This window comes from Allobosea sp. LjRoot90 (assembly GCF_964254315.1).
Taxonomy (GTDB): domain Bacteria; phylum Pseudomonadota; class Alphaproteobacteria; order Rhizobiales; family Beijerinckiaceae; genus Allobosea.
This window is the reverse complement of the sequence record NZ_CAXUTF020000006.1, coordinates 20,506-36,579: the sequence shown is the minus strand read 5'-3', so window position 1 is coordinate 36,579 and position 16,074 is coordinate 20,506. Positions and strand designations below refer to the sequence as shown.

The following is a 16,074-nucleotide window of genomic DNA, read 5'->3' as shown; positions in this document are numbered from 1 at the left end:
CATGCGACGGGGCAGGGAGGCTGTTGTCAAATCCTCGCGCCTGGGGCTTCCTTGCGCCGACTGCGGCGGAGAACGCTGGTTTCGTGATGCGTATCGTTTCCCTTCTCGCCCTGGCTCTTTCGCTGCTCGCCCTGCCGGCAGTAGCGCAGGACAAGCCTGCCGTGGCGCCGCAGCCGGAGCCGATGCGTATCGTGCTGACCCGCAGCGCCGAGCCCTGCGAGCCCGATTGCCGTGAATGGCTCGCGGCTCAGGGCGCGATCAGCAACGATACGGTCGCCGAATTGCGCCGTGCGCTCGCCGGGCTGAATGGCCGCAAGCTGCCGCTGCTGGTCTATTCGACCGGCGGCACGGTCGAGGCTGCGATCGCCATGGGCGAGCTCGTCCGCAAGAGCGGCCTCGACATCGCGGTCGCCCGCACCGTCTTCACCCAGCGAGACCCGGCGCTCGGCACCATCGACGAGCGCAGCCCGCTCTGCGCCTCGGCCTGCACGCTCTTCCTCGCCGGAGGGCAACGCCGGATCATCCCGTCGCAATCGCGCATCGGCGTGCACCAGCAGACCATTGTCGAGACCGAGACGACGACGGTGCGCGACTACAAGATTGTGCGCGGGCGCAGGGAACTGGTTGACGAGAAAACGGAGACGCGGACGGTCAAGCAGGAGCAGGCGACCGGCGAAATCGACGCCAAGATGAGACGCTATCTCGACGCCATGGGGCTCGACCGCTCCTTCATCGAGGTGACGGTGTCAACGCCCGCCGACACGATGCGCTACCTCAAGCCCGACGAGATGCTCGCAACGACGATCGCGACGGAGCTCGGCTCGGCCGCGCTCACCTTCTCCAGCCTGCGGTCCGGGCTGGCACCGGGCGCGCCTGCGGGCCTGAACGCGGCGCCGGTGGTTCCGGCGACGCTTACCGCGCCGGCAACCCCGATCGGCTCTGTCGAGCTCGGCCCGCACCGCGGCGGCACCTTGCGGCTGGCGTTGGCCGTCGCCGAAGGGCGCTACCAGCAGACGGCGGCCCTGCAGTTTCATCTCTTCGTCGGCCAGGCGGCTCTGCAGACGCGGCTGCGTACGGTCACGGTCAGCCTGCCCGGTAGCCCGCTGATCGTCGCCTCGAACGATGATGGGTCCGCGCCCGAGGGGCCGATGACGGCTGAAATCCAGCGCGAGTTTATTTGCCGGATGACGGATCGAAGCTCGGTCTTTCTGCGCGTCGATCCGCCGGCGGAGGACAGCACCCCGTCGAGCTGGCAGCGCACCGGAACCGCCGCCGAGGTTCTGCGTCTGCCCTCATTGCGGGCCGCGCTCTGCCGCTGACGCCTCGCTCGGGGGGACGCCGAAATTCCCGTTTGGAACCAATCGGTTTCCGGCGCGCGACACCGAGCTTAAAAAATGAGGTGCGCTCCTCAAATTTTGCTAGGTGTCCGCTTGACAGCCCGCCGGCCGATGGGCTCACCTTCGCTCCCTGACGCGCCGGCCCCAGAAGCGCGCAGGGACAGCAAGGGAGAGACGCCGTGTTGAGACGCCATTTTCTCGCCGCGAGCCTGGCGCTCGCGGCCTTCGGCAGCGCATATCCCGCTCTCGCCCAGAGCAAGGGCCCGGTGATCGGCGTCAGCTGGTCGAATTTCCAGGAGGAGCGCTGGAAGACCGACGAGGCTGCGATCAAGGCGGCAATCGAGAAGGTCGGCGGCACCTATCTCTCAGCCGATGCACAATCTTCGCCGATCAAACAACTTACCGATGTCGAGAGCCTGATCGCGCGCGGCGCCAAGGCGCTGATCGTGCTGGCTCAGGATGCGCAGGCGATCCGCCCGGCGGTCCAGAAGGCGGTCGACGAGGGCATCGCGGTCGTCGGCTATGACCGGCTGATCGAAATCCCGCAGGCCTTCTATTTGACCTTCGACAATGTCGAGGTCGGCCGGATGATGGCGCGCGAGATCGTCAAGGCCAAGCCCGAGGGCAATTACGTCTTCATCAAGGGCTCGAGCTCGGACCCGAACGCCAACTTCCTGTTCCAGGGCTCGATCGAGGTGCTGAAACCCGCGATCGATGCCGGCAAGATCAAGAATGTCGGCGAGGCCTATACCGATGGCTGGCTGCCGGCCAACGCCCAGCGCAACATGGAGCAGATGCTGACGCGCAACGCCAACAAGGTCGATGCCGTCGTCGCCGCCAATGACGGCACGGCGGGCGGCGCCATCGCCGCCATGGCCGCGCAGGGCCTTGCCGGTTCCGTTCCGGTTTCCGGCCAGGACGCCGATCGCGCTGCGCTCAACCGCGTCGCGCAGGGCACCCAAACGGTGACGATCTGGAAGGATGCGCGCGAGCTCGGGCGTAACGCCGCCGAGATCGCAATCAAGCTCGCCGGTGGCGCCAAGCTGACCGAGGTTCCCGGAGCCACTGCCTGGGACCAGGGACCGAGCAAGGCCAAGATGACCGCGCTCTTCCTGAAGCCGGTGCCGGTGACCAAGGACAATCTCAACGCCGTGATCGAGGCCGGTTGGGCGCCGAAGGCCGCCGTCTGCCAGGGCGTCGCCGCCGGCAAGGTCAAGGCTTGTGACTGAGGCTGTGCCAGCGCCGGTTTCGCCGGCGCCGGAAGCCAGAAGCCTTTCTGATCACCTGCGCGCCATCGAGTTCGACGCGCGGATGGTCGGCATGATCGCCGCGCTGGCGGTGATCTGGCTCGGCTTCAACTGGCTCTCGGGTGGCGCCTTCCTGACGCCGCGCAATCTCTGGAACCTTTCGGTCCAGACCGCTTCGGTCGCGGTGATGGCCTGCGGCATGGTGCTGGTCATCGTCACCCGCAACATCGATCTCTCGGTCGGCTCCATGCTCGGCTTCGTCGGCATGGTGATCGGGCTGGTGCAGGCAAGGCTGCTGCCCGATCTGATCGGCTTCGAGCATCCCGCGACCTGGCTGATCGCGATCGCGGCGGCGGTCGTGCTCGGCGGTGTGATCGGCCTGTTCCAGGGCGCGCTGATTGCCTATCTCGCCATCCCTTCCTTCATCGTCACGCTTGGCGGCCTCCTGGTCTGGCGCGGCAGCGCCTGGTGGGTCACGCAAGGCCAGACCATCGCGCCGATGGATTCGCGCTTCCGCCCGCTCGGCGGGGGCATCGAGGGTGCGATCGGCACCTCCGCCTCCTGGGCGATCGGCCTCGTCATTTGCGCCCTGATTCTCGTCGCGATCGTCTTCACGCGGCGGCGGCGCAAGCGCTACGGCTTCGCTCTCCGGCCGCTCTGGGCCGAGATCGCGCTGGCTGCGCTCGCCTGCGGCACGGTGATTGGAAGCGTGTTGATCGCCAACGCCTATCTCCTGCCGGCCGGCGTGGCCCGCCGGCTGACCGAGGCGCAAGGCGGAACCTGGCCTGAGGGCGGGCTTGCCATCGGTCATGGCCTTGCCGTGCCGGTGCTGCTGGCGCTCGCCGTCGGCGTCGCCATGAGCTTCCTGGCGACGCGTTTGCGCTTCGGCCGCTACGTCTTCGCCATTGGCGGCAATCCGGAAGCCGCGCAGCTCTCCGGCGTCAACACGCGCAAAGTGCTGATGCTCGTCTACGGGCTGATGGGCGCGCTGGTCGGCATCGCCGCCTGCATCTCGACCGCCCGCCTCAACGCCGCGACCAACTCCGCCGGTCAGCTCGACGAGCTCTATGTCATCGCTGCGGCGGTGATCGGCGGCACTTCGCTCGCGGGAGGCGTCGGCACGATCGTCGGCGCGATGCTGGGCGCGCTGGTGATGCAGTCGCTGCAGTCCGGCATGGTGCTGATCGGCGTCGACACGCCCTTGCAGAACATTGTCGTCGGCATCGTGCTCGTCCTCGCCGTCTGGCTCGACGGGCTCTATCGCAAGCGGCTGGGGTGAGGGAGGCAACAATGGATGCAACCACGCCCCTCGTCGAGATGCGCGAGATCTCGATCGCTTTCGGCGGCATCAAGGCGGTCGACCATGCCAGCGTCGATCTGCATGCCGGCGAGGTCGTCGGCCTGCTCGGCCATAACGGCGCCGGCAAGTCGACGCTGATCAAGATATTATCGGGCGCCTACCGCGCCGATGCCGGCGAGATCAGGATCGCCGGCGAGCCGGCTTCGATCGCCTCGCCCCGCGACGCCAAGCGCCACGGCATCGAGACGATCTACCAGACGCTCGCGCTCGCCGACAATGTCGATGCCGCCGCCAACATCTTCCTCGGACGCGAGATTTTGACGTCGTGGGGCACGCTCGACGACAGTGCGATGGAATCCGAGACCCGCAAGGTGATGGGCCGGCTCAATCCGCATTTCCGCCGCTTCAAGGAGCCGGTGAAGGCGCTTTCCGGCGGCCAGCGCCAATCGGTTGCGATCGCCCGCGCGATCTATTTCAACGCCCGCGTGCTGATCATGGACGAGCCGACCGCAGCGCTCGGGCCGGCGGAGACCAAGCAGGTCGCCGAGCTGATCCTCGAGTTGAAGAAGCAGGGCATCGGCATCTTCCTGATCAGCCATGATTTGCACGATGTCTTCGATCTCGCCGACCGCGTCAGCGTGATGAAGAACGGCAAGGTGGTCGGCACCGCCCATGTTCGCGACGTCACTCAGGACGAAGTGCTGGGCATGATCATCTCGGGCAAATGCCCGCCGGGCGCGGTAGCGGGCCCGGGAGCTTTGCGGAGTTAGGATCGTGTGGCCGGGGCCGCGGGCCTGGCGGACCCGGCCGGTCTTTCAGGCCGTGGCATGCGGCTCGTGCCGGTAGTCCCAGACCGCCCAGGCCGAGACGGCCGCCGTCAGCAGGCCGAGGACCAGATGCGTCCTGAACGCGCCGACATTGCCGGTGAAGCCGAGAATCCAGGGCGCGGCGATCAGCCAGAGGCCGAGCGCCAGGTTCACCCATTCCTCCCATTCGGCGAAGGCGGCGAGCGCCGCGATCGCGATCAGGGCAAGAACGGCGCCGACCAGCCAGGCATTGCGGGTCGGCATGGTGTCGGCCAGGAAGCCCATCATCCAGGGCGAGATGAACAGGAGTGCGCCGAGGATCAGGTTGAGCCAGTCCTGCGGTCGTTTTCCACTCATATTCGCGGTCAACATGATCACCTCCATCAGTGACGATCATCCAACCACTACGCCTCACGCACGAGGCGCTTGGTCATAATCATTATACGCCTGTGGCCGAAACAGCTCAAGGACTAGTCGATAAACAGTCATGGCCGGCGCGGGCCAGCCATGACGACACCTGACAACTTGACGCAGGCGATGTTCGACTTCGCCGTGACTTTGACGAATCGAGCGCCTCACTTCGCCGCGAGCAGCTCCTTCACCGAGAGCAGCACCAGTTCGTTGTCATCCGCCTTCTTCGGGTCGCGCGAGGAGGAGAAGGGCAGGTTGTTGTCGTTGCCGACGACGATGATGCCACCCGCGAGATCGACCACGTCGACGTTCTCGATGGTGAAGAACGGGAAGGGCAGCACGCCGTCGATCGCGCCCTGCTTCGCCTTCTTGTCGGGGTCGGCAATCTTCATCAGGTCGATATAGCCGACCTTGCGGACGGGCTTGCCGACATTGGCGTCGGTCATCTCGATCTTCACGATGCGCTTGAACTTGGCGAGGTCGTGGAAGCAGTCCGGGCCCTTCTGGCCGGCGGCGCAGGCGCGGTCGGCGGTGCCCTCGCCATTGTCGCGCTCGATGATCAGCGCCGTGGTGGCGTCGATCATGTTGAAGTCGCCGATGGCGAGACCTTTGGCCTCGAGCGGGAAGAACCAGGAGCGGCCGGTCCACTTTTCAGCCTGGACGTCGAATTCGAGGATGCGCAGCACTTCCTTGCCGTCGACCTCTTCATTGCCCTTGGTCTCGACGTTCCAGAGCGGGCCTTCGAGCAGCGGGTAGAGGAAGCGGCCATCCGGCGACTGCGCCATGCCCTCATAGCCCTTGGAGCGGCGGACATTGAACTCGACTGGCAGGTTCGGCGCGCCGGGCGTCGTCACGGCGTAATGGTCGGGCGAGCGGGCCGGCTTGCCGTCGACGGTGGTCTCGAACACCGCCTCGACCTTGCCGCTGGCATCGACGCGGATCAGGTATGGGCCGAACTCGTCGCCGATCCAGATCTTGTCGCCGATCGGCTGGATCGATTCCGGGTCGAAGTCGGCCCCGGTCAGATAGCGCTTCTCGGTGCCTTCGTTGGCGATGCGGAACGGCACCTTCTTGTCGGGGTCGTGCAGGAAGGTGGTCGCGGTGCGCTCGATCTTGCCGCCGGCGAAATCGGCCTTGAGCTTATGGAAGAACAGCATCGCGTCCGGCGAGTTCGCCTTGGCGCCGAAGCCGTTGTCGGTCAGCACCAGGAACTCGCCATTCCCCAGCGAGCGGATGCCGGAGAAGCCCTGCACCGGCTGGCCGGCGAAGGGGGTGGAGAGACCGGTCGGGCGGCCGCCCGAAAGACCCATCACCGCGCCGACCTGCTCGATCCGCTTGCCCGGCGTCGTGAACTTGCCGGAGACCTTGAGATCCGCCGGCGCATCGGCCGGGGCCGGGATGATGGTGTTGGCCGGCAGCAGAGCGTGGCCGACGAGCTTGGCCGGAAACTCTTTCGGCGCATCCTGCGCGCCGGCGAGCATGGTCGAGGATAGCAGGAGGGCGGAGACGAGGCGCAGACGCATGGCGGGGAGCTCCGGTTGCGGAAAAGCGGGACGGCCCCGCTTCGCGTCCGCATCTTGCAGTCGCGCGACAACGTCGTGACGCTTGCGTGACGGCGCTATTTCGCCTCCGCCGCCCGGATCGCCTGGTCGAGATCCTGCCATTCGTGGCAGCGGCCGCAGAGCTTGCTCAGCTTCTCCAGATTGGCCTTGGCCGAGGCCATGTCGCCGGTCTCGATGAACCATTCGCCCTGGTATTCCAGCGCCGGCAGATAGGTCGGGTCGCGCAGCAGTGCGGCATCGTAGAACTGCTTCGAGACCGGATAGTTCTTCAATTTGCGCTGCGAAAAGGCGATCCAGTTCAACAGCTCCGGTGAGTTTGGTTGCCGGACGAGCAGGCCCATCAACTTGTCGATCGCTGGCTGGTAGTTCTTCTCCTCGATCCAGCGTCGCGCCTGGCGATAATCCGGATCCTCGTCGAGCATGGTCCAGTCGGGGCCGACTGCCTGTGCCGCGCCCACCGAGACGAGCAGCGCCAGCGCGCCGCCGAAAAAGCCGCTCCGTCGCATCCTCGCCTCCTTGATCTGCCGAAACCAAAGCATGGCCCCGGCGTTTCCACCAGCAGAGCATCCTCCGCTTCCATGACGAAGACGTTGCGCCGAAGGACGTAAGATGAGCATCGCCCATGTCGACCTGACGCCGCCGCATCGCGTCGCCGAGAACGCCGGGCAGGGCGGGCCCAGGCGGGCTTAGTCCATCGCTTGACCGGAACCCGCCAAGCTGAGTTTGAAGGCACAGGCAATCGTGTAATCACTCTTTCTCCTGCCATCTGCTGTCACCAATCGCACAGCAGTCGTCGCGCACCCTCTCGCATCGACGGCAAATCGCATCCATATTCCGGCCATGTCCAAGAGCTCCGACAAGACCACCGACATCGCCCCCAGCAAGCCCAAGGCCGCGAAGAAACCCGCCAGCGCCCGGACGCCCAATTCCAAGGCGACCAAGCCGGACCTCAAGCCGCTGGAAGGCTATCTCGCCGACCTGCTCAACCCGGCGATCAACCGCGGCAAGGCGGTTCCGGGCGGCGCCTCCGGCTTCAGCGACGCGCCGCAAGCCGGCTATGAGGCGCGGCCTGGCGATGACAAGCCAAAGCGCAAGCTCTCGAAGAAGGCCGATTCAGCCTTTGCCGAGGCAGAGAGCGACAGCGCGGCTTCGCTGACGGCGAAGTCGCTCCAGGCGCTGCTCGAGACCGGCAGCCCGTTCATCGAGCCCGGCAAGCCCTGGACACCGCACCGGCCCGAGCGGCCCGAGAAGTCGGAAGGCGGCGTGCGCTTCCGGATGCAGTCCGATTTCGAGCCGGCCGGCGACCAGCCGACCGCGATCGCCGATCTCGTCGAGGGTATCAGCCGGCAGGAGCGCGACCAGGTCCTGCTCGGCGTCACCGGCTCGGGCAAGACCTTCACCATGGCGCAGGTGATCGAGAAGACGCAGCGCCCGGCGCTGATCCTGGCGCCGAACAAGACCTTGGCGGCCCAGCTCTACGGCGAGTTCAAAAGCTTCTTCCCCGACAACGCGGTCGAGTACTTCGTCTCCTATTACGACTATTACCAGCCGGAGGCCTACGTCCCGCGCTCGGACACCTATATCGAGAAGGAATCCTCGATCAACGAGCAGATCGACCGCATGCGCCATTCGGCGACGCGCTCGCTGCTCGAGCGCGACGACGTCATCATCGTCGCCTCGGTCTCATGCATCTACGGCATCGGCTCGGTCGAGACCTATACGGCGATGACCTTCTCGCTGAAGCTCGGCGAGCGCATCGAGCAGCGCCAGCTGATCGCCGACCTGGTGGCGCTGCAATACAAGCGCACCCAGCATGATTTCGCCCGCGGCTCGTTCCGCGTGCGCGGCGACACGGTCGAGCTCTTCCCAGCCCACTATGAGGACCGCGCCTGGCGCATCGGCCTGTTCGGCGACGAAGTCGAGAGTATATCGGAGTTCGACCCGCTGACCGGCCAGAAGACCGGCGAGCTCGAATTCATCAAGGTCTACGGCAACTCGCACTACACCACGCCGCGCCCGACGCTGAACCAGGCGGTGAAGTCGATCAAGCAGGAGCTCAAGGGCCGGCTCGACGAGCTCAACCGCATGGGCCGCTATCTCGAGGCGCAGCGGCTCGACCAGCGCTGCACCTTCGACATCGAGATGATCGAGGCGACCGGCTCCTGCAACGGCATCGAGAACTATTCGCGCTATCTCACCGGCCGCAAGCCGGGCGAGCCGCCGCCGACCTTGTTCGAATATTTGCCCGACAACGCCCTCGTCTTCACCGATGAGAGCCATGTCACGGTGCCGCAGATCGGCGCGATGTACAAAGGCGACTTCCGCCGCAAGGCGACTTTGGCGGAATACGGCTTCCGCCTGCCCTCCTGCATGGACAACCGGCCGCTGCGCTTCGAGGAATGGGACGCGATGCGCCCGTCCTCGGTCCATGTCTCGGCTACGCCCGGCGGCTGGGAGATGGACCAGACCGGCGGCGTCTTCACCGAGCAGGTCATCCGCCCGACCGGGCTGATCGACCCGCCGGTCGAAATCCGCCCGGCCAAGCACCAGGTCGCCGACCTCCTCGACGAGGTCAAGGAGGTCGCGGCCAAGGGCTACCGCACCCTCGTCACCGTGCTGACCAAGCGCATGGCCGAGGATTTGACCGAGTACCTGCACGAGAACGGCGTGCGCGTGCGCTACATGCACTCCGACATCGACACGATCGAGCGCATCGAGATCCTGCGCGATTTGCGCCTCGGCGCTTTCGACGTCCTCGTCGGCATCAACCTGCTGCGCGAGGGCCTCGACATCCCCGAATGCGGCTTCGTCGCCATTCTCGACGCCGACAAGGAGGGCTTCCTGCGCTCCGAGACCTCATTGATCCAGACCATCGGCCGCGCCGCGCGCAATGTCGACGGCAAGGTCGTGCTCTATGCCGACCACATCACCGGCTCGATGGAGCGGGCGATGGCCGAGACCAATCGCCGCCGCGAAAAGCAGGAGGCCTACAACGCGCAGCACGGCATCACGCCGCAGACGATCAAGCGCGCCATCGGCGACATCCTTGGCTCGGTCTACGAGCGCGACCGCGTCACCGTCGACAAGGGCCTGAGCGACATCCCGGCCTCGGGCCACAACCTCAAGGCCGCGATCGCCGATCTCGAGAAGCGCATGCGCGAGGCCGCCGCCGATCTCGAATTCGAGACCGCCGCCCGGATGCGCGACGAGATCAAGCGCCTGCAGGCGACCGAGCTCGCCATTGCCGACGACCCGCTCGCCCGCCAAAGCGATGTCGAGTCCTCCGCCGGCAAGTATCGCGGCGAGCGCAGCTATGGCGCCTCGGCCAACCTGCCGACCCGAGCCCGCAAGCCGACCGACGCCGACATGGGCCCGCACAACTGGGGCGGCGGCGAGGGCCGGCCCAAGGCGAGCGTCGCGCGGCCGCGCAAGCCGACGCTGGACGAGATGGGCCCGGTGCCGGAAGCGCGGCCGAAGGGGGCGGGGGAGAGACGGGGGCGGCGGAGGTGAATATAGAAAATGCAGCTATGTTGGCGCCTCGGGCTCCCTTTACTTATCATTCTTGCCGGCTCCGATTTTTGCAGCCTTCGCTTTTTTTATTAGATGTTGAGCAAATACAATTAGTTCGAGTGCGATTTCTGGATCGTCGACCCAGTTAAATTCGTGTGTCACCGGATTTCTGATTCCTAGCATTGCTCCCGCATAGAGCCGTTGATAGCCCTTCTGTTCATCGAGTTCAGATTGCGTCTTTCGTTCTGTCCAATATAAGATGGGCGCCGTTGGACTAAATACGACCTCCATGAGCTGAGTTCCGGAGACGGGCAGGGTTCCTGCCTTGTCCACAACGTACTTATCAACAGCCTTGTATGCTTCTTGAACCGCGATTGAATAATGCCCCGAGACGAAAAGGTCTCTTGAGACCTGCAAAATCTCCTGCTCACTCACTAAGCGTGCAAACACATTTGCCGGTTCTGCCCCTTCTACTGTAGGGGAAGGGAGTGCGAGCATTCGAGGGGCCGGCAAGGCGAGAATCGAGCGCGCTAGGCCAATCTCAAGAAGAAGCTCCTGAAATTTTCGTATTCCATCAATTACTCGAAGTGTCATGGAGATAGCGCTTCATTGCTTTGAATATCGTCTCAATTTGCTCTGACCCAGCGTCGGCGCTGATGTGTATTTGAACATTTATGTTCAAAGGAAAATTTGCAAGATTATCCGAGTTATTGCGAGACTTTTGCTTCGCCTCTCCGAGGGAGGCTTCGCTCGCAGCTCGATTTTGAGAGACGGTTGGGGGTTTACCAGCTGCGGGTTTGGTCGCGGAATTTTTCCGCTTTCCATTATCATCCGCTACGCTTCTAGCGTTTGATCGAGCTGGAGCTTCGTTGGGGGTGGGGCTGCTCAAGAGTAGATAGGTTGCAGCCTTGTTTCCTGCCGAGCCTTGCCCAAGGCCTTCCCTTAGAAACCAGCTCACTATTTTTTGCCGATCTGCCTCGCCCGGAGGCGCAACGTCAATCAAGCCCTCTGGATAAGTGGCCGCAATAAGCTCTTCGACTGCACCCGCATAGCTCTCGTCGAGCCGCCATTTTTGAGCAAGTGTCGAAGCCTTGTTATCCTCTGTGAGGATTCCCACAGATTTTAGCTCGGTTATATATTGCCGCGCCGCGGCCTCTTGCACTCCAAGATGAACTCCAAGAAACCGCTCGTCTACAGTCGCATTGGGCGTTCTCTGAAGAATAGTGCGAAGCCCCCACCAGACCGTGCTTGGGATTTGCGGATACCGATTCTTGTCAGCCATATCCATCTCCATTTCAATGTGGAGGCTCGCACATTTCAAATTGCAGTCAATAGATATTTTAAATCATTGTAATATATAGATATTTTCTGATGGTTGGCGATCTGTGTGAATGCATTAACGTGAGATAGAGATGGCGAATACGATTCGAGCGAGTGCCATCTTGACAACCTGCCGTAATGGAAGAAACGAAAAATGCGGCGGTTTCTTGAGTTCCGGATGCCGGTTAGGTACCTCTCAGAACGTTGATGCTCACCACAAAGGGTGAATATGACGTTGGTGACTCGGCGTGTGTCGGGCGCGTCAGCCTAACTCGTTGAGACATCCCAGTCCGGATTGGGCCCCATGGCCAAGCGGTCTTCCAAGCACGGTACCAGCGGTTCACCGAAATCTTGCGCTGGATCGCGGCCTCGATCTCGTCATGCCATTCGTCCCAGACGAGCCGCTGCGGCGAAGGGCGCGAGGAACCCCTCTCCTGTAAGGAGGGGGGCAGGGGTGAGGTGTTCGGACTGGAAACGTCGGCCTGAACCCGATCGCGGTGAGCGCTCACGGAACTGGTCGAACGGCCTACACCTCACCCTGCCCTCTCCTTACAGGAGAGGGTTCTAGGTCGAGGCACCAGCGTTTCATCGAGGCTCCCGAAGCTCATCGCGGACTCGATCTCGTCATGCCATTCGTACCAGACGCGCCGCTGCGGCGAAGAGCGCGGGGAACCCTCTCCTGAAAGGAGAGGGCAGGGTGAGGTGTTCGGACTGGACACGTTGGCCTGAACCCGACCGTGCGGTGAGCGCTCACAGAACTGGTCAAGCGGCCTACACCTCACCCTACCCTCTCCTTACAGGAGAGGGTTCTACGTTGTGCATGCGGCCCTGATCCGCGCGATGACCGCATCGCGATCGTTCAACACCTCCTCATTGCGGAAGCGGATGAGCATGAATCCGTGCCGCTCGATCTCGTCCGTGCGGGCTGCGTCGTAGCCGTGCTCCCAGCCATGCTGGCGGCCATCGATCTCGATGACGAGCTTGCGTTCCAGGCAGAGGAAATCGACGGTGTAGCCGAGGAGCGGCTCCTGCCGCCGGAACTTCATGCCGTCGAGGCGGCGGCTGCGAAGCAGTTCCCAGAGAATGTCCTCCGGCTCGGTCGCCTGCCGCCGTAGCCTTCTGGCGAACTGTCGGTGCTCATCCGCCATGATGCCCTTCATAATTCAGGCGCGGGGAACCCTCTCCTGGAAGGAGAGGGCAGGGTGAGGTGTTCGGAGTGGAAACGCTAGCCTGAACCCAAGCGCGCGGTCGGCGCTCGCGGCGCTGGTCCAACGGCCTACACCTCACCCCTGCCCCTCTCCTTACAGGAGAGGGGTTTCTGTCGAGATTCCGGCGCCCTGCGAGGATAGACCGCAAACTTATCCCCGCCCTCCCAACCTCCCGTATACTCCCTCGCACCCATCCCCGAGGGGCGGCTATCCGGAGGCATGTCGTTTGGCGGGGTGGGTGCGGCGCCTGCGGCCGGGTTTGCACCCCGGACTCGGGAGGCTTTGGGAACCGACCTGGGGGTACTACGGCCCCTGCGCGAGGAGCTCGCTAGCTGGACGCCCGCCGATGACCAACCGCTCGAGCGCCGACGCGACGACCCGATGAGGGGAACTGGCGAAGGCGGCGGGCGGGATCGGTGGTGCGTCCGAATGAAGCGCGGCCCGGAGCTTTAAAATCGCCGGAGGCGGAGCGCCACGGGGCGTGCGGAGGGTGGCTCAATCCCTTCGCGCCGCTTCCTGGCTCAATGGAAGCGGATACCAAACCAGCGCCTCGCGGCGCTCCGCTGCCCCTCACATGCGAACGCCCGCAGGGGGAGCCTGCGGGCGGGGAAGATGCTTGGCTTCTTCCTTCTCCCCTCGGGGGAGAAGGTGGCAGCGCGAAGCGCTGACGGATGAGGGCAGCGCCGCGTCTCACCCGGTCGAACCGCCCTCATCCCCTGCCGGACCTTCTCCCCCGTGCATGTCGGATGTTTCCGACATGCACCACTTAGGGTGCCCATCTCGGGCAAGCCCGAGATGGGTGGGAGAAGGAGGCTAGTGAAAACTTCCGCGCCCTTCGCCCTGGGGGGACAGGGAGGCAAAGGGCGCGGCGACCGCCTAGAAGCGGTCGTAGCGGTCGTGATGGCGGCGGCCATGGGCCGGGGCCCAGGGCGGCGGGCCGCCACGGTGACGGCCATAGCCGTAGCCGCGGTCATAGCCACGATGGTAGCCGCCATAGCGGTTCTGGCGCTCCATGCTGCGCTGGATCTCCCAGTGCCGGTGTTCGCGGGTGTGGCGGGCATAGGTCGCCTCGACCTTGTCGAGGGCGGCAGCGCCACTGAAGGTTTCGCTGGCGGCGGCCGGGGTGACGGCGGCGCCGAGCGCGATCGCCGCGGCGATGAGAAGGTGGCGCATGGCTGTCTCCTTTTCGAGTTGTCGTCATTGAAGCGCACTGCGCCGGAACCCAATCTGAACGGGCCAGTCGGCTCCTGTTCATCTTGGCGGCAGGCTCAGGCGTTCGGCCCGCCCTCGATCTCGCTCGCCCAGGCGAGCGCCGCGTCGAAGGCGCCGGGCTTGAAGCTCCGGACCTCGACGAAGGGCACGAACGGGCTCGTGATCGCGACCAGCGTCTCGATCCAGCCCTTGTCGGTGACGACGGCCTCGCGCGGGAAGCGGTGCCATTGCAGGATCTTGCCGAAGCCGTAGCGCGCATCCTTCAGGCCGGCGCGGAAGGTCATGTCCTCGAAGCCGGTGAGGTCGGCGAGGATGCCGAGCTTCTCATGGCGTTCGAGCTTGCTCTCGATCACGGCGATCAGGGTGTCGAAATCCGGCTCGGAAAGCGTGCCGGTGATGCGGAAAGCCGCGACATGGTCGGCGGCGGGAAGGATGTCGAGCATGGCTTGCTCCCTTGCTGTCCATGAGCAACGCCCGAGGCGAAGGGAGGTTCGGCAGGAAGGGTCGGCGACGCCGCTATTTCAGCGCGATGATCAGCATCAGGAAGGCAAGCACGATCAGGACCTGCTTCAGGCTCCAGTTGATCCGCCTGAGCTGCTCGGCGACCGGGTCTTCCGGCGGGTCGGTCTCGGGTGCCTGATCCGGCTGTCCGGCGAGAAAAGCGGGGTCGCCGGCGATGTCCGACGGCTCGGCTCGCCAGCTGATGCTCTGCACCCGGCCATGCGCCTGCACCGGTCGGCCATCGGCCTCCGGCGCCAGATGGAAAATCGGTGGCTCGTCGTCGGCGCCCTCGCGCAGCCAGAGATTGGTCGTCGCCGCGAAGGAGAGCGATCCGGCGCGGCCGTCGGTTAGGTCCTGCCGCAACCCGGCGAACAGCGGCTGCGGCAGGAAGAGATCGGCGGCGAGCCGGTCGTCGAGATCGCCCAGCGCTCCAGCGGGAAGACTGAGCCGCAGCAGCGGCGCGCTCTCGCCGGGAAAGGAGCGGATCGTCAGGATGAGCTCCTGCGCCGGCCCCGGCTGGTCGATCCGCGCGAGCCGCGCGCCGTCCGGCCGGGCCGGAGCCTCGATCCGCCCGGCATCATGCAAGGCGCCGTCGCGCCAGTCGTGCCCGGCGACCGGGGTGAGCCCCTCCGCGGTGAAGGCGAGCAGCTTTGCGGTGTCCTGCACGAAAGTGCCACCCGCCACCGTCATCCGGCCGTCGACAATGCCGGCGCTGTCCGTCCTGTCGTTCATCCCACCCCGCCTTGAGTCGGTGCGGACGATAGCAGGTCGGCAGGGCGATGCCAGATTGGCAGGTTGTTCTACGCCGGGGGTGGTAGGGGCCGCGTCGGAAAAGAAAATTTCCTTCTCCGCCCGTTCGGCGAAAGGCTCTTCCTGATTGTCGCGTACCTTTAAAAGAACGTTTGGATTGACATGCAGAACGGGTTTTCCTAAATTACGGACGTCGTCGGGTTACCGATGGCCGCGGAGATTTGAGCGAGCAGCTTGCGCCGCGTCACCAAACGCTAAAGCGCCACGACGTGGTCGTGGGCTCCTGGCTTTGAGGAGATGAACATGACCGGCTCCGTTCTCCGCCCTGTCGAACCGCTCCGCCGTTCGATGATGTGCTGTTGTCGCCGCTGATCCAGCGTTGAGGCCGTTTCCCGGCATCATTTTCCGACATCGCTACAGTACAGGGCGCCGCAACGCGGCGAAAATCGTCATGTCGTTCCAGTCCCAGAGCGTCTCCACTCCGCCGGCCCGCCAGGCTTATGTCATCGAGGTTGGCGAGACCCAGGCGGGCCTCGTCGCCCGCAGCGCCGATGAGCGCTTCTTCACCTTCATCTCGGCATCGGCCGCTTTCGACCGGCTCGAAGGTCAGCGCTTCGCCACGCCGGTCGCGGCCGAGCTGGCGGCGCGCCAGCTCGTCTCCTCGCGGCGCCATGGCGCTGCCCGGCTGGCGGCCTGAGGAGCGCGCCGGTGCAAGTCTTCGAAACCCTGCGCGCGCTGGTCGCGTCCTGGTTCGAGCGGGCGGTGCCTGCCGACCTCAGTGAGCCGCGCTGGCAGGAGCGTTCCTTCGCCGAGCTCGGCGCCGAAGAGCGCCGCCGCTCGATCCGCGAGGTGACGCTCGAGCAATTGGGCATTGCGCACTGGTCGTGCCACACGCATTTCTGAGGTCATG

The 16,074-nt window shown here is 64.8% G+C and carries 16 protein-coding genes; 7 read left to right on the top strand and 9 right to left on the bottom strand.

Annotated features, from left to right (window positions below):
- The first annotated feature begins 86 nt into the window (after positions 1-86).
- From ACSQ3M_RS20825 to ACSQ3M_RS20810, 4 genes are all read left to right on the top strand, one after another.
- A complete protein-coding gene (locus ACSQ3M_RS20825) occupies positions 87-1,319 on the top strand; it encodes a hypothetical protein (protein WP_436151983.1) in 1,233 nt (410 codons plus the stop codon).
- A gap of 227 nt (positions 1,320-1,546) precedes the next feature.
- Entirely contained in the window at positions 1,547-2,566 is a 1,020-nt protein-coding gene (xylF, locus tag ACSQ3M_RS20820; protein WP_436152252.1) for a D-xylose ABC transporter substrate-binding protein, read from the top strand.
- 4 nt (positions 2,567-2,570) lie between these two features.
- A complete protein-coding gene (locus ACSQ3M_RS20815; RefSeq protein ID WP_436152251.1) occupies positions 2,571-3,863 on the top strand; it encodes a sugar ABC transporter permease in 1,293 nt (430 codons plus the stop codon).
- Between the two features lie 11 nt (positions 3,864-3,874).
- Entirely contained in the window at positions 3,875-4,654 is a 780-nt protein-coding gene (locus ACSQ3M_RS20810; protein ID WP_436151982.1) for an ATP-binding cassette domain-containing protein, read from the top strand.
- A 45-nt stretch (positions 4,655-4,699) separates the two neighbouring features.
- On the opposite strand, the gene ACSQ3M_RS20805 is transcribed toward ACSQ3M_RS20810, so the two are convergent.
- The 3 genes from ACSQ3M_RS20805 to ACSQ3M_RS20795 form a co-directional block, all read right to left on the bottom strand.
- On the bottom strand, positions 4,700-5,062 hold the full coding sequence (locus ACSQ3M_RS20805; RefSeq protein WP_436151981.1) for an SPW repeat protein: 363 nt from the start codon (positions 5,060-5,062) through the stop codon (positions 4,700-4,702).
- Between the two features lie 203 nt (positions 5,063-5,265).
- The gene (locus tag ACSQ3M_RS20800; protein ID WP_436151980.1) at positions 5,266-6,624 is read right to left on the bottom strand and encodes an esterase-like activity of phytase family protein; all 1,359 of its coding nucleotides are present in this window, start codon (positions 6,622-6,624) and stop codon (positions 5,266-5,268) included.
- Between the two features lie 95 nt (positions 6,625-6,719).
- Positions 6,720-7,169 (bottom strand): tetratricopeptide repeat protein, encoded by a 450-nt coding sequence (locus ACSQ3M_RS20795; RefSeq protein WP_436151979.1) that lies wholly within the window; start codon positions 7,167-7,169, stop codon positions 6,720-6,722.
- A gap of 334 nt (positions 7,170-7,503) precedes the next feature.
- Here ACSQ3M_RS20795 and uvrB point away from each other — a divergent pair, with 334 nt between their 5' ends.
- Positions 7,504-10,173 carry an excinuclease ABC subunit UvrB gene (gene uvrB / locus ACSQ3M_RS20790; protein WP_436151978.1) on the top strand — a complete coding sequence of 890 codons (2,670 nt, stop codon included), beginning with the start codon at positions 7,504-7,506 and terminating at the stop codon, positions 10,171-10,173.
- Between the two features lie 39 nt (positions 10,174-10,212).
- Here the strand turns inward: uvrB and ACSQ3M_RS20785 are convergent, their stop codons facing one another.
- The 6 genes from ACSQ3M_RS20785 to ACSQ3M_RS20760 form a co-directional block, all read right to left on the bottom strand.
- On the bottom strand, positions 10,213-10,767 hold the full coding sequence (locus ACSQ3M_RS20785) for a TIGR02391 family protein (protein ID WP_436151977.1): 555 nt from the start codon (positions 10,765-10,767) through the stop codon (positions 10,213-10,215).
- On the bottom strand, positions 10,748-11,455 hold the full coding sequence (locus ACSQ3M_RS20780; protein ID WP_436151976.1) for a hypothetical protein: 708 nt from the start codon (positions 11,453-11,455) through the stop codon (positions 10,748-10,750). Before ACSQ3M_RS20780 ends, ACSQ3M_RS20785 begins: the two co-directional genes overlap by 20 nt.
- Positions 11,456-12,302: 847 nt before the next feature.
- Positions 12,303-12,653, bottom strand: a complete 351-nt coding sequence (locus ACSQ3M_RS20775; RefSeq protein ID WP_436151975.1) for an endonuclease domain-containing protein — start codon at positions 12,651-12,653, stop codon at positions 12,303-12,305.
- A gap of 924 nt (positions 12,654-13,577) precedes the next feature.
- Positions 13,578-13,874: a hypothetical protein gene (locus ACSQ3M_RS20770; RefSeq protein ID WP_436151974.1), complete on the bottom strand. Its 297-nt coding sequence runs from the start codon at positions 13,872-13,874 to the stop codon at positions 13,578-13,580.
- Between the two features lie 95 nt (positions 13,875-13,969).
- Positions 13,970-14,356 carry an STAS/SEC14 domain-containing protein gene (locus ACSQ3M_RS20765; protein WP_436151973.1) on the bottom strand — a complete coding sequence of 129 codons (387 nt, stop codon included), beginning with the start codon at positions 14,354-14,356 and terminating at the stop codon, positions 13,970-13,972.
- Positions 14,357-14,429: 73 nt separating this feature from the next.
- Positions 14,430-15,146, bottom strand: a complete 717-nt coding sequence (locus ACSQ3M_RS20760) for a hypothetical protein (RefSeq protein WP_436151972.1) — start codon at positions 15,144-15,146, stop codon at positions 14,430-14,432.
- 469 nt (positions 15,147-15,615) lie between these two features.
- Here ACSQ3M_RS20760 and ACSQ3M_RS20755 point away from each other — a divergent pair, with 469 nt between their 5' ends.
- Positions 15,616-15,861 carry a hypothetical protein gene (locus ACSQ3M_RS20755; protein ID WP_436151971.1) on the top strand — a complete coding sequence of 82 codons (246 nt, stop codon included), beginning with the start codon at positions 15,616-15,618 and terminating at the stop codon, positions 15,859-15,861.
- A gap of 11 nt (positions 15,862-15,872) precedes the next feature.
- Complete coding sequence (locus tag ACSQ3M_RS20750; RefSeq protein WP_436151970.1) at positions 15,873-16,067, top strand: hypothetical protein; 195 nt, start codon at positions 15,873-15,875, stop codon at positions 16,065-16,067.
- Positions 16,068-16,074 lie beyond the last annotated feature (7 nt).

Bases quoted from the DNA above. Each gene is read 5' to 3' on its own strand.
- ACSQ3M_RS20800 (WP_436151980.1), bottom strand. From the start codon at position 6,624: ATGCGTCTGCGCCTCGTCTCCGCCCTCCTGCTATCCTCGACCATGCTC.
- ACSQ3M_RS20775 (WP_436151975.1), bottom strand. From the start codon at position 12,653: ATGAAGGGCATCATGGCGGATGAGCACCGACAGTTCGCCAGAAGGCTA.
- ACSQ3M_RS20825 (WP_436151983.1), top strand. From the start codon at position 87: ATGCGTATCGTTTCCCTTCTCGCCCTGGCTCTTTCGCTGCTCGCCCTG.
- ACSQ3M_RS20810 (WP_436151982.1), top strand. From the start codon at position 3,875: ATGGATGCAACCACGCCCCTCGTCGAGATGCGCGAGATCTCGATCGCT.
- ACSQ3M_RS20765 (WP_436151973.1), bottom strand. From the start codon at position 14,356: ATGCTCGACATCCTTCCCGCCGCCGACCATGTCGCGGCTTTCCGCATC.
- ACSQ3M_RS20755 (WP_436151971.1), top strand. From the start codon at position 15,616: ATGTCGTTCCAGTCCCAGAGCGTCTCCACTCCGCCGGCCCGCCAGGCT.
- ACSQ3M_RS20780 (WP_436151976.1), bottom strand. From the start codon at position 11,455: ATGGCTGACAAGAATCGGTATCCGCAAATCCCAAGCACGGTCTGGTGG.
- uvrB (WP_436151978.1), top strand. From the start codon at position 7,504: ATGTCCAAGAGCTCCGACAAGACCACCGACATCGCCCCCAGCAAGCCC.
- ACSQ3M_RS20795 (WP_436151979.1), bottom strand. From the start codon at position 7,169: ATGCGACGGAGCGGCTTTTTCGGCGGCGCGCTGGCGCTGCTCGTCTCG.
- ACSQ3M_RS20785 (WP_436151977.1), bottom strand. From the start codon at position 10,767: ATGACACTTCGAGTAATTGATGGAATACGAAAATTTCAGGAGCTTCTT.
- ACSQ3M_RS20805 (WP_436151981.1), bottom strand. From the start codon at position 5,062: ATGTTGACCGCGAATATGAGTGGAAAACGACCGCAGGACTGGCTCAAC.
- ACSQ3M_RS20770 (WP_436151974.1), bottom strand. From the start codon at position 13,874: ATGCGCCACCTTCTCATCGCCGCGGCGATCGCGCTCGGCGCCGCCGTC.
- ACSQ3M_RS20760 (WP_436151972.1), bottom strand. From the start codon at position 15,146: ATGAACGACAGGACGGACAGCGCCGGCATTGTCGACGGCCGGATGACG.